Origin of the sequence: Streptomyces sp. NPDC057474 (assembly GCF_042802555.1) — a bacterium.
Taxonomy (GTDB): Bacteria; Actinomycetota; Actinomycetes; order Streptomycetales; family Streptomycetaceae; genus Streptomyces.
On the sequence record NZ_JBHVDX010000242.1, the window covers coordinates 1 to 14,953 of the forward strand.

Here is a 14,953-nt window from a genome sequence, read left to right on the forward strand (position 1 = left end):
CCACGCGGTCAGGCCCAGGGGCTCACCGCCGTGAAGGAACTGTCGGCCCGGAAGGTGTCCGTGGCCTGGTACACGTCCAGGCGCAGCTCGTAGTTGTAGTGCCGGATGTAGCGGCCCGGGTAGTTGTACGACTCCAGGCGGACCGAACCGGAGGTCGTGCCCGGTCGGGCGCAGTACGTGGCGTCCTTGTCGAAGACGGTCGTGCCGTCGTCCGCGGCGAAGCGGACCCGGTAGTCCCAGTGCCGCAGATAGCGGCCGGCGGAGTCGCGGAAGGAGTAGCAGTTGGCGTCCGCGAGGCCGGGCACGATCGTGAAGGTCGCGCTCTGCTTGACGGCGGTGGTGCTGGAGGAGGTCACCGGGTCGACGTAGCCGAGGCTGTCGGAGCGGACGACGGCGTAGCGGCCCGTGTAGTTGACGGACTGCAGGGACCGGGTGGTGTTGGTCGGCAGGGTGACACCGCCGGACACGGTCTCCTTGAGGACGGTCAGGTGGCGTACGAAGCCGGTGAGGCCCGGGAGCTCGGTGGGGGTCGACCAGGTGGCGAAGTTGTCGTAGCTGTCGCTGTACCAGTACTTCCCGGCGCCGTAGGCGTCGTAGTAGATCCGCCAGCCGCCGTTGTCGAGCTGGACGAGCGCCGGGCCCTCCATTCCGGAGCCGAAGCCCGCCCAGTTGCCTGTCTTCTGGATGGTGTACGGGCCGGTGAGGCTGGAGGCGGTGGCGTACTCGATGTACTTCGTCGTCTCGTTCTTGGTGAACGCGTGGTACGTGGAGCCGACCTTGACGACGAAGGTGTCGATGTAGTTCGGGCTGATGCCGGAGAGCACGGTCGGTGCGGACCAGGCGGTGAGGGCGGAGTTCGTCGCCGTCAGCTTGTACGGCTTGAAGATCCACTCGCCGTCGGCCGCGATGGACGCGGACAGGATGATGTTGACGCTGCCGTTGGTGTCGACGAACCACTCCGGCGCCCAGGCGCGCTGCAGACCGCTGATCGGGACCGTGTAGTCGTACAGGAAGGTCCAGTTGAGGCGGTCGGTGGAGCGGGCGAAGCCGATGGTGGTGGAGAGCGCCGACCAGGTGCGGGTGGTGTAGGTCAGGTAGTAGTAACCGTCCGTGTGCTTGAAGATGCTGGGGTCGCGGATCAGACCGGAGGGCGGGGTGTACGCCGGACCCTTCTGGAGGGTGAACCCGGTCGCGTCCGGCGAGTCGTAGACGTACATGTTCGACTCGCTGCTGTTGGTGAACGCGGTCATGGTGTACCGCGTCGCCTGCCCGGCCGCCGGGTGGGCTGCTCCGGCCGGGGCGGCGAAGGCGGTGGTGAGGCCCAGCAGGGCGGCCACCGAGGTGAGGAGGGCGAGGACCGCCCTGAGGGTTCTGTTCAACGCTCGTCCCATTTCTGCGTGAACTGCCCTGAGGCGTGGAGTGTTGTTCGAAATTTCGGCTCATGTGCGGAACTTCGGTCAGAAGATAAGAGGGAGACATGTGCGCGTCAATGGATCGCGCAGGGATTGTGCGAGGCGAGGTTCCGCTTATCCGCCGCACAGGTCACCGGCGTTGCCTCCGACCCGGTGTTTCCCCAGGTCATGACTGGTTTCCCAGCCGGCTCACGGGAGGGCAACAGGAAACCCGTCGACCCCGGTGAGCGGCGGGGCAACTCTGGATTCGTGAGCACGCAGCAAGACCCACGACCGAGCAGGACCCACGACCAAGGGGGAACGATGCGCAAGCTCAAGGCGATGAGGACCATGGCGGCGATGGCGCTCGCCGTCGGCGCGATGACGGCGGCCGGCGCGAGCCAGGCGCAGGCGGCGCCGCAGGCCGACAGCTTCGGCTGCCCGTCCGGGTATGTGTGCATGTACCCGGGAGCCGGCTGGAACAACAACACGCCGACCCACAAGTACTACCGGTACGGGACGTACAACCTCAGCAACGTGGTCGGGACCTACCGCATCTACAACAACCAGACCGGGGGCGCGACGATGCGGACCTGCACCGGCTACAACGGCACCGGCTGCGAGGGCTACCTGCCGGCCGGCTGGTACATCGACAAGAACATGACGCCCATCAACTCGATCACCCTGCAGGCCTAGTTTCGGCCGCGCGACAGCTCGGACCACGTCCGGAACCGCTTTTCGCGGTTCCGGACGTTCGTGTTTTCGCCACTCCGGGTGAAAGGCTTGGTCACCCTCACCGCCCCGACAGTAACCTGGGCATCCGCCGTCTCACGGCCCGCACTGCCTTGGGGGACACCTTGGGGGACCCGCAGCTCGGAGATGGACCAGATCTCCGGAGCGAACCGAACCGGAATGCGCTGACCACGCACTCCTTCCCCGCACAGCTGAGACGACTGAGGCGGGAACGCGGACTGTCGCTCACCGATTTGGCCCGGCAGACCCACTACAGCAAGGGCTACCTCAGCAAGATCGAGACCGGTACGAAGCGAGCCACCGCCGACGTGGCCCGCCTCTGCGACCAAGTCCTGCAGGCCGACGGCGAGTTGCTGCGGCTGGTGCAACAGACACCGCATCGCGACGGCCAGGTCGGCTGCGAAGCCGACCCCTCCGAACAGCGGTCCGGCGAGGCGTGTCCCTACCGCGGCCTGTCGGCGTTCACCCCGCAGGACGCGGAATGGTTCTTCGGCCGGGAACGCGCGACGGCCGCACTGGTGGAACGGATCTTCGAGCGGGTCGGCAGCGGACCGCTGATGCTGGTCGCCCCGTCGGGAGCGGGCAAGTCGTCCCTGCTCAACGCCGGTCTCGTCCCCGCCCTGCGGCGCGGCGACTTCCCGATGCCGGGCGCCGACCGCTGGCCGGTGGTGCTGTTCACCCCCACCTCACGCCCGCTGGACGAACTGCTGGAGCGCACCGCCAAAGCGGTCGGCGGGGACCTCGGCATCACCGTCGAGGAGGTACGGGAGAACCCCGCCGCCCTGCTCGACGCCGTACGCGCGATGTCGGACGAACCGCCGGCGGCCCCGGGGGACCGCAGACCCCCGGAACCGCCGGCGGCCCGGGGGGACCGCAGACCCCCGCCCCCTCGGTGCGTCCTGATCGTGGACCAGTTCGAGGAGCTGTTCACGCTCTGCTCCGACGACGAGGAACGGCGTGCCTTCGTCCGGGTGCTCCGCGCCCTGGCGTCCGCCGGGCCGGCGGGGGAGGACACGCACGCCCCGGCCGTCGTGGTGCTCGGCGTCCGCGCCGACTTCACCGGCAGTTGTCTGAGCCTGCCCGAACTGACCCCGGTCCTCACCGACGGGCTGTTCGTCCTGGCGCCGATGTGCGTGGCCGAACTGCGGGAGTCGATCACACGTCCCGCCGAACTCGCCGGTGTCACCCTCGAACCCGGTCTCGTCCCCCTTCTCCTGCGCGACGCCGGACTGCGCGACGAACCGGAGACAGCACTCCAGGGCACCGAGCGGACCACCGGCATCGGCGCCGACGAGACGCCGTCCGGCGCCCTCCCCCTGGTCTCCCACGCGCTGCTGTCCACCTGGCAGCGCCGCGCGGAATCCGCGCTGACCGTCGACGGATACGAGCGGGCCGGCGGAATCCAGGGGGCGGTCGCGCGCACGGCCGAGAACGTGTTCGCGCGGCTCTATCCCGCCGAGCAGAAGACGATCCGCCGCATCCTGTCCCGTCTCGTGCTCGTCATGGACGGAGCCGGGGCGACCCGCCGCCGGATGAGCCGGGCCGCCCTGATGGGACAGCTCGGGGACGCGGACGGCGCGGCCGCCGCACTCGACGCCTTCGTACGGGCCCGGCTCATCACCATGGACCGCGACACGGTCCAGATCACCCACGAGGCCCTGCTGCACGCCTGGCCCCGGCTGCGCGACTGGATCCACGCCGACCGGGCCGGACTGCTCCTCCACCAGCAACTGGCCCATGCGGCCGCCGAATGGGAGCGCGAGGACCGCGATCCGTCCGCCCTCTACCGGGGCACACGGCTGGACACCGTACGGTCCTGGGCCGACGAGTCGGACGGCTGGAGCCGGCTCGGCCCCGGCGAGGAGGCCTTCCTGAGGGCCAGTCAGGCCGAGGAGGACGGCCGTCGCAGACATGCCGGACGGCAGGTCCGGCTGCGGCAGTCCATGCTCGCCACGCTCGTCGTCCTGCTCGGCCTCGCCGTGACCGCCGGGAGCCTCGCCTACCAGCAGCGCGAGGGGGCCCTCGACCAGGAACGCGTCGCCCGGTCCCAGGCCCTCGCCGTGCGCTCCGCCTCCCTCGCCGGGGGCCAGCCGGAGGCGTCGATGCTGCTCGCGGAGGAGGCCTACCGGGCCGACACCACCGCCGAGGCACGCGGCGCCCTGCTCAGCACCCAGTCCCAGCCCTTCTCAGCCCGGCTCGGCGGACACCGCGGACCGGTCAACGCGGTCGCCTTCGCGCCGAACGACCGATTGCTGGCGACGGCCAGTTCCGACGGCACGGTCACCCTGCGGAGCGTGGCCGGCGGCCACCGGACCGTCGCCACGTTCACCGTCCCCGGACGGGTGCGCTCGGTCGCTTTCAGCCCCGACAGCCGTACCGTCGCGGTGACTTCGACCGACGGGCCCGTGAGTCTCTGGAGCGTCGCCGACCACCGCAGGACGGCCGTGCTCGCCGCCGGTACGAAGGGCGCCCGGGCGGTCTCCTTCGACCCGCGCGGGCGGGCGCTCGCCGTCGCGGCCGCCGACGGAACCGTCCAGTTCTGGGACGTCGGCAGCCGCAGACTCACCGCCTCCCTCACCGGCCACGAAGGGACCCTCAACGCGCTGGACTACGCCCCCGACGGGCGGACCCTCGTCTCCGCCGGCACCGACCGGACCGTACGACTCTGGGACACCGACCGCGCCCGGCGCCTCGACGTTCTGAAGGGGCACACCGACGACGTGCTGGGCACGGCCTTCTCACCGGACGGGAGCAAGGTGGCCTCCGCGGGCGTCGACCGGACGGTACGGCTGTGGGACGTGCGCACCGGCCGGCTCACCGCGACGTTCGCCGGGAGCAGCGACGACATCAACGCCGTCGCCTTCACGGCCGACGGCGTGACCGTCGTGGGCGCGGTCGGCGACGGGACGACCCGGCTGTGGGACGTGCGCAGCGGCCGGCAGACCGAGGTGCTCGCCGGACACACCGACTATGTCCAGGGGGTCGCCGTGACCTCCGACGGCGCCCTGCTGGCCACGGCCGGTTTCGACAAGTCCGTCGTCCTGTGGGACCTCGGCGGTCCGGTGCTGACGGCGCGTCCGTTCACCGAGGTCTGGCAGGCGGTGTACAGCCCCGACGGGACGCTGCTGGCCACCGCCGACACCGACCACACGGTACGGCTGTGGAACGCGAAGAGTCACACGCTCCTGAAAACGTTGGCGGGCCACACCGAGACCGTCTTCTCCGTGGCCTTCGCGCCCGACGGCCGCACCCTCGCCTCGGTGGGCTCCGACGGCACGATCCGCCTCTGGGACGTGGCGAAGCGGAAGGCGCTGGCGACACTGACGGGGCACAGCGGACAGGTCTTCTCCGTCGACTTCGCCCCCGACGGGCGGACGCTCGCGTCGGCGGGCGCCGACCGCACGGTGCGCCTGTGGGACGTGGTGAAGCGCAGGGAACTCGCGAAGCTCACCGGCCACAAGGACTACGTCAACGACATCGCCTTCAGTCCCGACGGCCGCACCCTGGCGAGCGCCGGCGACGACCTGACCGTAGGGCTCTGGGACGTCGACTCGCACCGCCTGCTGGCCGAACTCACCGGCCACACGGGCGCGGTACGGGGCGTCGCCTTCAGCCCCGAGGGCCGCATCCTTGCCAGCAGCGGCAACGACGGCACCGTACGCCTGTGGGACGTCCGCGACCGCCGCTTCGAGGGCGCCCTGACCGGACACACCGGCTCCGCCCGCGGCCTCGCCTTCTCACCGGACGGCAGCATGCTCGCCAGCAGCGGCAACGACCGTACGGTGCGGGTGTGGGACGTCGCCGCGCGGCGGCCGTGGGCGACACTGACCGGCCACACGAACGCCGTGTGGGGTGTGGACTTCGCCCCCGACGGGCGCACGGTGGCCAGCAGCAGCACCGACGGCACCGTACGGCTGTGGGACCTCGACCCGGGGGCCAGGCTGGCGGAGATCTGCCGACTGCGGGCCGACATAGGCCCCGATGAGCGCGAGGCGCTGCTGCCCGGTGTGCCCGTCTCGGCGGGGTCGGCCTGCGGCAGCGGCTGAGGACGTCGATCAGCCGATGGCTAACCGCCCTGCTCGGAGGGGGTTTCCCAGCGGTTTCCCGTTGCCTCATCGGATGGGGCGACCCCCGGACCTCGACCAGCGAGGCCCACGCCCAGCAGGCTGCTGCACGACCGCACGACCGCACCACCGCTTGATCCAGACCCACGCTTGATCCAGACCCACGCTTGATCCAGACCACACAGGAAACGGGGGTCCCGGCATGGTGAGCCGGACCGGTCTCATCCGCACACTGATCACGCTCCTGACCGTCCTCTTCTGGACGCCGGTGTCCACGGCCGCCACCGCGCAGGCGGCACCGGCCGCTGCCGCCGCCGACGAGTGTCGCGTCCTCGCGCCCGGCGCCTCCGCGACTGCCGAGCGGGCGATCGCCGCCGCCTGCGCCGAGGTCGCGGCCGGCACCTGGTACACCTGGGGCGGCGGCCACGGCGCCCGGCCCGGCCCCTCGTACGGGCAGGTGGACCCCACCGACCCGGAGGACAGTGCGCACGACCCCGAGCGGCGCGGCTTCGACTGTTCGGGCCTCGTCCGATACGCCTACGCCCAGGCCACCGACTCGGACATCCTCAACGGCGTCGCCAGCCAGCAGTACTACACGCACCGCGCCGCCGAACGCTTCACCGCCGCCCAGGGCCTCGCCCCGCTGCTCCCGGGCGACCTGCTCGTCTACGGCACCTCGCGGAACCTGCACCACATCGCCATCTACCTCGGCGCGGGCAAGATGGTCGAGGCCAAGGAGTCCGGCACCAAGCTCATGGTGAGCGACGTCCGCCTGGGCGGCACCTACTTCGGCGCGGTCCGCGTCAACACCGGCGAGGTCACCGGCCATATCCACCAGACCTGGGGCACCGACGTCTGGACCAAGGCCGAGCCCCGCCTCGCGGCCGCCCGTGTCTACGCCTTCCCCTACTCCACCACCATCCGCGTCGAGTGCCAGAAGCACGCCGAGGAGGTCACCTCCGACGGCTACACCAATGACGCCTGGTCCTACCTGCCCGACTACAAGGCCTGGGTCACCAACATCTACATCAAGGGACCGGCGTGGCTGGAGGGAGTGCCGGAGTGCACGTCCTGAAGCTCGCGCCATAACGGCACTCGCGCCGGTGACCGCCAGGGGGACGGTTGCCGGCGCGAGTGTGTTCGGCTCATGCGGCGCTGACGGTCAGGAGGCCGCCTTGCGCACCTCGTCCAGCCGCACCGGCCGGTGCTCCGCCACCGAAAGCGTGGCCGCCTCGGCGATCCAGCTGGCCTCGATGGCGTCGGCGACCGTGCAGGGGGAGGTGCGGGTGCCGGCGACGACCTCGGTGAAGGCGGTGAGTTCGGCGCGGTAGGCGGGGGCGAAGCGGTCCATGAAGAAGTTGTGCGGGGGACCGGAGGGGAAGGTGACGCCCGGCTCGGCGGAGCGGAGGGGGAGCTGGGTGTCGAGGCCGGCGGCGATGCTGTCCTTCATGCCGTGGAGCTCCAGGCGGACGTCGTAACCGCGGGCGTTGTGGCGGGAGTTGGAGATGACACCGATCGTGCCGTCGTCGAAGGTGAGGAGCGCGGAGGCCGTGTCGACGTCGCCGGCCTCCTTGATGTAATCGGCCCCGCGGTTGCCGCCGGTCGCGTAGACCTCCACGACCTCCCGGCCCGTCACCCAGCGGACGACGTCGAAGTCGTGCACCGCGCAGTCGCGGAAGATGCCGCCCGAGGACGCCACGTACCCGGCCGGCGGGGGCGCCGGGTCCAGGGTCGTCGAGCGTACGGTGTGCAGTTGGCCCAGCTCGCCGTTGAGGAACGCCTCCCGCGCGGTCACACAGCCCGCGTCGAAGCGGCGGTTGAAGCCGATCTGGACCTGCACGTCGCTGTTCTCGACAGCGCGCAGCACGTCGAGGCTCTCCTCGATCGTCTTCGCCACCGGCTTCTCGCAGAACACCGGGATGCCCGCCTCGACCGCGGCCAGGATCAGCCCCGGGTGCGCGTCCGTCGCGGCGGTGACCACGACCCCGTCGATCCCGGAGGCGAACACGGCCTCGGGCGAGTCGGCCACCGTCGCGCCGAACTTCTCGGCGGCGGAGGCGGCGGCCGCGGCCAGCGGGTCGGAGACCACCAGCTGCTCCACGACGTCGAGCCCGGCGAGAGTCCCGGCATGGAAGGCGCCGATACGGCCCAGCCCCAGGATGCCAATGCGCATGACCGATGTCCCTTTCGGAAAGTGCAGAAGATTGCAGTCGAGATGGATGAAGCAGGTCAGGGGAAGCGGTGGTCAGTCGGAGGTGCCCAGGACGTTCTGGTCCCAGTCGATCACCGAACCGGTCACCACGCCGCTGCGGGCGGACAGCAGGAGGACGACGAAGTCGGCGATCTCGTCGACCTGGCCGAGCTTGCCCATCGGGAGGCGCTCGGCGGCGCGCTCGCGCCAGTCGTCGCCCGCGCCGTGGAACTCGCGCTGGATCGCGTCCTCGCCCTCGGTCTCCGTCCAGCCGATGTTGAGGTCGTTGATCCGGATGCGGTCCCAGCGGTGGGCGTGGGCGGCGTTGCGGGTCAGGGCCGCGAGGCCGGCCTTCGCGGCGGAGTAGGCGGCCAGGTGCGGCGGGCCGCCGTGCGCGCAGTTGGAGCCGATGTTGACGATCGTGCCGGGCGCCTCGCGGGCGACCAGGTGTTCCACCACGGCCTGCATCGCGAAGAAGGGGGCGCGCAGGTTGATCGCGATGTGCGCGTCGAACAGTTCGGGCGAGGTGTCGAGGAGCGAGCCGCGGGAGGTCAGGCCGGCCGCGTTGACGAGGCTGTCGACCCGGCCGTGGGTGGCGATCACCCGGTCCACGGCGCCGCGCACCTGCGCCGGGTCCGCCAGGTCGGCCCGCACGAAGGTGGCGCCGGTGTCCGCCGCGAGCTTCTCGCCGACCTCGGCGCGGCGGCCCGTGAACGCGACGGTCGCGCCCTCACGCAGGGCCGACCGGACGATGCCCGCGCCGACGCCCTGGCTGCCGCCGTTGACGAGGACGACCTTGTCCTGCACTAGTGCCATGTCAGGGACTTTCCTTTCGGTCGGCTCCGGCGGGCCATGCCGGGGCCTGTCACGGTCCTGGTCGTACGGCCTTTCCCAGCGCCTTCGCCTCTGTCAGTCTTGGGGCGCGATGGCCCTCGTACAACCCGCAGCGGGCCATCAAAAACCCCTCATCCAGACCATCGCCGAGATCCGGGACGCACCATGGCACACCCCTACACGATCCGTGAGATCGCCCGTCAGGCCGGGCTGAGCCAGGCCACGGTCGACCGGGTCCTCAACGGCCGTGGCGGGGTGCGGGAGAGCACCACCCGAGAGGTGCACCAGGCCGTCAAGGACCTGGACCGGCAGCGGACGCAGGTGCGCATCGGCGGCCGTACGTTCATGGTCGACATCGTGATGCAGACCCCGGACCGGTTCTCCACGGCGGTCCGGGAGGCGCTGGAGGCCGAGCTGCCGTCCCTCCATCCGGCCGTCGTGCGGTCCCGCTTCCACTTCCGGGAGACCGGGTCGGCCTCGGAGATGGTGAGGGTGCTCGACCGGATCGGCCGGCGCGGCTCGCAGGGCGTGATCCTCAAGGCGCCGGACGTCCCGGAGGTCACCGCCGCCGTCGAACGGCTGGTCGCGGCCGGCGTCCCCGTGGTCACCTTCGTGACGGACCTGCCGAACAGCCCGCGCGGCGCGTACGTCGGCATAGACAACCGGGCCGCCGGGGCGACCGCCGCGTATCTGCTCCGGCAGTGGCTCGGTGACCGGCCCGGTGCGGTGCTGGTGACGATCAGCCGCAGCTTCTACCGCAACGAGGAGGAGCGCGAGATGGGGTTCCGGAGTGTGATGCGGGTCGTCGAGCCGCGGCGGACGCTTGTCGAGGTAACCGACAGCGACGGCCTCGACGCCACCCAGCGGGACCTGGTCCTCGACGCGCTGAAGCGGGAACCGGGGATCGCCGCCGTCTACTCGATCGGCGGCGGCAACACCGCGACGCTCGACGCCTTCGCCGCACTCGGCCGGGAGCCGCATGTCTTCGTCGCCCACGACCTCGACCACGACAACACCCGGCTGCTGCGCGAACACCGGCTCTCCGCCGTGCTCCACCACGACCTCCGCCAGGACGTGCGCCGCGCCTGCCAGACCATCATGCGCGCCCACCAAGCCCTCCCCGACGAGGGCCCGTCCCTCCCGTCGGCGATCCAGGTGCTGACGCCCTACAACATGCCGCCGGGGGCCGGGGCCGTCGCGGGCTAGGGCCTGTCCGCAGATCAGGTGACCGGGACCTGGGCCGTGCCGGCGATGTCGATTCCGCGCAGGGCGCCCTGCGCGGAACTCGGAGTCGAAGGATCTGGACGTGCCGCCGAAGCGGCGGCAGACCGCTCACCGACGTGGACGTGGTGGTCCTGGACACCCGCTGGAGTCGATGCTCGTCGAGGCCGATCACGCGGGGACGCGGGCCATCGCCGGGCTGGTGGGACGGGGGGAGCTGCGTGCCCTCATCGACGTGACCTTCCCGCCGGGCCGAGGAGGCCAAGGCGCATGCCCACGGGGCGACCGACCGGACAACGGGGAGGATCGTCCTCACCGTCCCCTGGTTCCCCGGCGGAGGGCGGGTCCCCCTGCCGCGATCGCTGCGATTCCTCTCGTGCGCAGGGCCCCTGAGCCGGGCCCCGCACGAGATCGGCTCGCGGCGAGCTCGCCGGTCAGCTCGTGACGAGCTCGGCCGTCCGGCGCTCGGCGGGGGCCACCACGGCCACGGTCACCGTCTCGTGCACGGTCGCCGTGGCCGTCAGCCCTTCCCGGCCTTCCCGGTTGCGGAACAGCCAGGCGATGTCCCGCCCGAACGACCAGAGCAGGGAGCCCAGCGCCAGCGCCACCAGGCCGAAGCCCATCGCGTACGGCAGCAGGCCGGAGGCGGCGACCAGCAGGAAGACGCCCTGGACCGCGGCGACCGTCTTGCGGGCCATGCTGTGCGGGAGGGAACCGTTCAGCCACGGCATGGCCTTGGCGGCGGCGACGAAGACGTACCGCATGAGGCCGATCAGCAGCACCCACGGGCCCATCGACATGGAGACGTACACGCTCAGCACCAGGATCAGGAACGCGTCGACCTCCATGTCGAAGCGGGCGCCCAGCGCGGTCGAGGTGTTCGTGCGCCGGGCCACCTTGCCGTCGACACCGTCGAGGATCAGCGCCACGGCGGTCAGGCCGACGAAGAGCGAGACGGGCGGCGAGCTCTCGAAGGAGTCGGCGACCAGGGCGGTGACGGCGCCGACGAGTATCGCCCGGCCGAGGGTGACGCGGTTGGCGGGGCCGAAGGTACGGGTCCGGGTGCGCAGCAGGGCGCGGTTGAGGACGGCCCAGGTGGCGAGCCCGAAGGCCAGCCCGGTCAGCCAGCCCGCCGGGCCCAGTCCGATCGCCGTGCCCAGGAAGGCGAGGAGCAGCACCTGGGCGCCCGCGCCCACCGTCGTCTCCGAGAGCAACAGCCGGCCGTCGTATGTGTTGATCAGGGCCACCGCATACCTTCCGAACGTGTGACAAGTGGATCATCGCCGCGTACCGTGTCCGCGACTCCCACCGCTGCGTACGTGGCGAAGCGCTCGACCGTTCACGGAGACGCACATGAAACCGACAGCCAATGCCTTCTGGCTACGCTCCCCCGGGCAGGGTGAGATCCGCGAGGAAACCCTCGCCGCACCCGCCGAGGACGAGGTGCTCGTCCGCGCGCTGTACTCAGGAGTCAGCCGGGGCACCGAGACGCTCGTGTTCCGCGGCCGAGTGCCCGAGAACCAGCATGCGACGATGCGCGCGCCCTTCCAGGAGGGTGACTTCCCCGCTCCCGTGAAGTACGGCTATCTCAGCGTGGGGCGGGTGGAAGAGGGGCCGGACGCACTGGTCGGCAGGACCGTCTTCTGCCTGTATCCGCACCAGAGCCACTACGTCGTTCCCGTGAGCGCCGTCACCGTCGTGCCGGAGTCCGTCCCCGCGGCGCGGGCCGTCCTGGCCGGGACCGTGGAGACCGCCGTCAACGCCCTGTGGGACGCCGCGCCTCTCATCGGGGACCGGATCGCCGTCGTCGGCGGCGGCATGGTCGGCTGCTCGGTCGCCGCGCTGCTCGCCCGCTACCCGGGGGTGCGGGTCCAACTCGTCGACGCCGACCCGGCGCGCGCCGGCATCGCCCGTGCGCTCGGCGTCGACTTCGCGTTGCCCGACGAGGCGTTGGGCGAGTGCGACCTCGTCGTACACGCCAGCGCCAGCGAACAAGGGCTCGTACGCTCCCTCGATCTCCTCGCCGCCGAGGGCACGGTCATCGAACTGAGCTGGTACGGCGACCGCCGGGTCGCCCTGCCGCTCGGCGAGGCCTTCCACTCACGCCGGCTCACCATCCGCAGCAGCCAGGTCGGAACCGTCTCCCCGGCCGGACGCGTCGGACGTACGTACGCGGACCGGCTGGCGCTCGCCCTCGAACTCCTCGCCGACGCCCGCTTCGACGCGCTCGTCACCGGAGAGTGTGCCTTCGAGGAGCTCCCGGACGTCATGCCGAAGCTGGCGAGCGGAGAGCTGCCGGGGATGTGCCACAGGGTGCGCTACGACGCCGAGTGAGCCAGAGGTTGAGCGTTCCGGATCGCCCCACCCGCCCCTGAACTGCCCGAACGGAACGCTGACCTTCAAAGAAACCGGAAAACTCGGCTGAACAACGGGTAGGGAGCAGCCGTACTACACGGCATGCCCCGGCCCGGGGGCAGACGCACCGCACTGGAGGGTCGTCCGTTGTTCAGCATCACCGTCCGCGATCACATCATGATCGCCCACAGCTTCCGCGGGGAGGTCTTCGGACCCGCGCAGCGCCTCCACGGCGCCACGTTCCTCGTGGACGCCACCTTCCGGCGCGCCGAACTGGACGACGACAACATCGTCGTAGACATCGGGCTGGCCACGCAGGAGCTCGGTGCCGTGGTGAGCGAGTTGAACTATCGCAACCTCGACAACGAGCCCGCCTTCGCCCACACGAACACCTCGACGGAGTTCCTGGCCAAGGTGATCGCCGACCGCCTCGCCGAGCGGATTCACAAGGGCGCCCTCGGGGAGAACGCCAAGGGCATCGCGGGAATCACGGTCACCCTGCACGAGTCGCACATCGCCTGGGCGAGTTACGAGCGTGCCCTGTGACCGACGTGACCATCGACCGGGCGGCCGTCGGCACCACCGCCCAGGCAGACGGGGGAGAGCAAGTGAGGCTCGGCTATGTGCCCGTGCAGAACGCGGCGCTGAAGAACGCGGCGATCGTCCCCATGTCGCTGCGTTCCCTGCACTTCGTGATGCCGGGTGGCGTGGACGACCTGGCCCGGCCCAGCGGCGGCAACGCCTACGACCGACGGATCTGCCTCGACCTGCCCGGCTTCGGCTGGCAGGTGCACAAGCACGCGATCGACGGCAGCTGGCCCCGCCCGTCCGAGACGGCACGCGCCGAACTCGCCCGCACGCTGCGCGAATTCCCCGACGGCACGGTCGTCCTGCTCGACGGCCTGGTCGCCTGCGGGGTCCCCGAGATCATCCTCCCCGAGGCCGAACGCCTCTGCCTGGCCGTGCTGGTGCATCTGCCGCTCGGCGACGAGACGGGCCTGGAGCCCGAACTCGCCGCCGAACTCGACGCCAAGGAACGGACGACCCTGCGGGGTGTATCCGCCGTGATCGCGACCAGCGACTGGGCGGTCCGCAGACTCGTGTCCCACCACGGGCTCGCCCCCGAGCGGGTCCATGTCGCGGCCCCCGGCGCCGACATCGCGCCCCTCGCCTCCGGCACCGACGGCGTCTCCCGGCTGCTGTGCGTGGCCGCGGTCACCCCGCGCAAGGGGCAGCACCGGCTGGTGGAGGCCCTCGCGACCGTCACCGAACTGCGCTGGAGCTGTGTGCTGGTGGGCGGCCTCGACCAGGAGCCCGAGTACGTCGACCACATCCGCACACTGATCGCGAAGTTCGGCCTGGAGGACCGGTTCCACCTCGCCGGACCGCAGGCCGGCGCGGAACTCGACGCGAGCTACGCCGCGGCCGACCTCATGGTCCTCACCTCGTACGCCGAGACGTACGGCATGGCGGTCACCGAGGCCCTCGCGCGCGGAATCCCCGTCCTGGCCACGGACGTCGGCGGCCTCCCCGAGGCCGTCGGCCGCGCCCCCGACGGCGGGGTCCCCGGCATCCTCGTACCGCCGGAGAACCCCGCGGCCATCGCGGCGGAGCTGCGCGGCTGGTTCGGGGAGGCCGACGTACGGCGTCGGCTGAAGGCAGCGGCGCGCGGGCGCCGGGCCGCGCTGGACGGGTGGGCGACCACGGCCCGCAGCCTCGCCCATGTACTGGGACGGCTGCGGCACGAACCTCGGAGGGCGGCATGACCACTTCTGCCGATATGACCGCGTCCGCGGGTGGACCCCTGTCTGTGGGTGCGACCCCTTCAACGGGTACGTCCGCTGCTGCGGCGGCGGGTGCGGCCGCTTCCGGGGCTGCGCTGAGCATGGCGGGGCGCGGTGGTGACACGCCGGCGCCCGAAGGGCACCAGTACGCGCCGCAGTGGCTGGAGTTGCGCGAGAGCGCCGACGCCGACGCCCGTGCGGCCGAGCTGCTGGACCCGCTGCGGATCCGCCTCGCGAACCTGCCCGGCCGGGCCACCGGGCTGATCGTCCACGACCTGGGCTGCGGCACCGGCTCGATGGGCCGCTGGCTCGCGCCCCGGCTGGACGGCGCCCAGCGGTGGGTCCTGCACGACCAGGACC

Annotated in this window: 11 protein-coding genes and 1 pseudogene; 8 read left to right on the plus strand and 4 right to left on the minus strand. The window is 71.3% G+C overall.

Annotated features, from left to right (window positions below):
• Window positions 1-8: 8 nt before the first annotated feature.
• Window positions 9-1,379, minus strand: a complete 1,371-nt coding sequence (locus ACFU53_RS40480) for a glycoside hydrolase family 43 protein (RefSeq protein ID WP_384004458.1) — start codon at window positions 1,377-1,379, stop codon at window positions 9-11.
• Window positions 1,380-1,715: 336 nt separating this feature from the next.
• Between ACFU53_RS40480 and ACFU53_RS40485 the strand changes: the two genes are divergently transcribed.
• From ACFU53_RS40485 to ACFU53_RS40495, 3 genes are all read left to right on the plus strand, one after another.
• Window positions 1,716-2,087, plus strand: coding sequence for a hypothetical protein (locus ACFU53_RS40485; protein WP_384004460.1), 372 nt, complete (start codon window positions 1,716-1,718; stop codon window positions 2,085-2,087).
• Window positions 2,088-2,248: 161 nt separating this feature from the next.
• Window positions 2,249-6,190, plus strand: coding sequence for a helix-turn-helix domain-containing protein (locus ACFU53_RS40490; RefSeq protein WP_384004462.1), 3,942 nt, complete (start codon window positions 2,249-2,251; stop codon window positions 6,188-6,190).
• Between the two features lie 220 nt (window positions 6,191-6,410).
• On the plus strand, window positions 6,411-7,283 hold the full coding sequence (locus ACFU53_RS40495; protein ID WP_384004464.1) for an NlpC/P60 family protein: 873 nt from the start codon (window positions 6,411-6,413) through the stop codon (window positions 7,281-7,283).
• 87 nt (window positions 7,284-7,370) lie between these two features.
• Here the strand turns inward: ACFU53_RS40495 and ACFU53_RS40500 are convergent, their stop codons facing one another.
• On the minus strand, window positions 7,371-8,381 hold the full coding sequence (locus ACFU53_RS40500; RefSeq protein ID WP_384004466.1) for a Gfo/Idh/MocA family oxidoreductase: 1,011 nt from the start codon (window positions 8,379-8,381) through the stop codon (window positions 7,371-7,373).
• A 72-nt stretch (window positions 8,382-8,453) separates the two neighbouring features.
• Window positions 8,454-9,215, minus strand: a complete 762-nt coding sequence (locus ACFU53_RS40505) for an SDR family oxidoreductase (RefSeq protein ID WP_384004467.1) — start codon at window positions 9,213-9,215, stop codon at window positions 8,454-8,456.
• A 183-nt stretch (window positions 9,216-9,398) separates the two neighbouring features.
• Here ACFU53_RS40505 and ACFU53_RS40510 point away from each other — a divergent pair, with 183 nt between their 5' ends.
• A complete protein-coding gene (locus ACFU53_RS40510; RefSeq protein WP_384004469.1) occupies window positions 9,399-10,439 on the plus strand; it encodes a LacI family DNA-binding transcriptional regulator in 1,041 nt (346 codons plus the stop codon).
• A 449-nt stretch (window positions 10,440-10,888) separates the two neighbouring features.
• On the opposite strand, the gene ACFU53_RS40515 is transcribed toward ACFU53_RS40510, so the two are convergent.
• Entirely contained in the window at window positions 10,889-11,701 is an 813-nt protein-coding gene (locus ACFU53_RS40515) for a CDP-alcohol phosphatidyltransferase family protein (protein WP_384004471.1), read from the minus strand.
• A gap of 106 nt (window positions 11,702-11,807) precedes the next feature.
• Between ACFU53_RS40515 and ACFU53_RS40520 the strand changes: the two genes are divergently transcribed.
• From ACFU53_RS40520 to ACFU53_RS40535, 4 genes and pseudogenes are all read left to right on the plus strand, one after another.
• Window positions 11,808-12,788 (plus strand): zinc-binding alcohol dehydrogenase, encoded by a 981-nt coding sequence (locus tag ACFU53_RS40520; RefSeq protein WP_384004473.1) that lies wholly within the window; start codon window positions 11,808-11,810, stop codon window positions 12,786-12,788.
• A 168-nt stretch (window positions 12,789-12,956) separates the two neighbouring features.
• Window positions 12,957-13,355 (plus strand): 6-carboxytetrahydropterin synthase, encoded by a 399-nt coding sequence (locus ACFU53_RS40525; RefSeq protein ID WP_005484824.1) that lies wholly within the window; start codon window positions 12,957-12,959, stop codon window positions 13,353-13,355.
• Window positions 13,352-14,575 carry a glycosyltransferase family 4 protein gene (locus ACFU53_RS40530; RefSeq protein ID WP_384004475.1) on the plus strand — a complete coding sequence of 408 codons (1,224 nt, stop codon included), beginning with the start codon at window positions 13,352-13,354 and terminating at the stop codon, window positions 14,573-14,575. The genes ACFU53_RS40525 and ACFU53_RS40530 overlap by 4 nt, the downstream gene beginning before the upstream one ends.
• Window positions 14,572-14,953 (plus strand): annotated as a pseudogene (locus tag ACFU53_RS40535) (SAM-dependent methyltransferase); the annotation flags it as partial. The gene ACFU53_RS40530 and the pseudogene ACFU53_RS40535, both read left to right, overlap by 4 nt.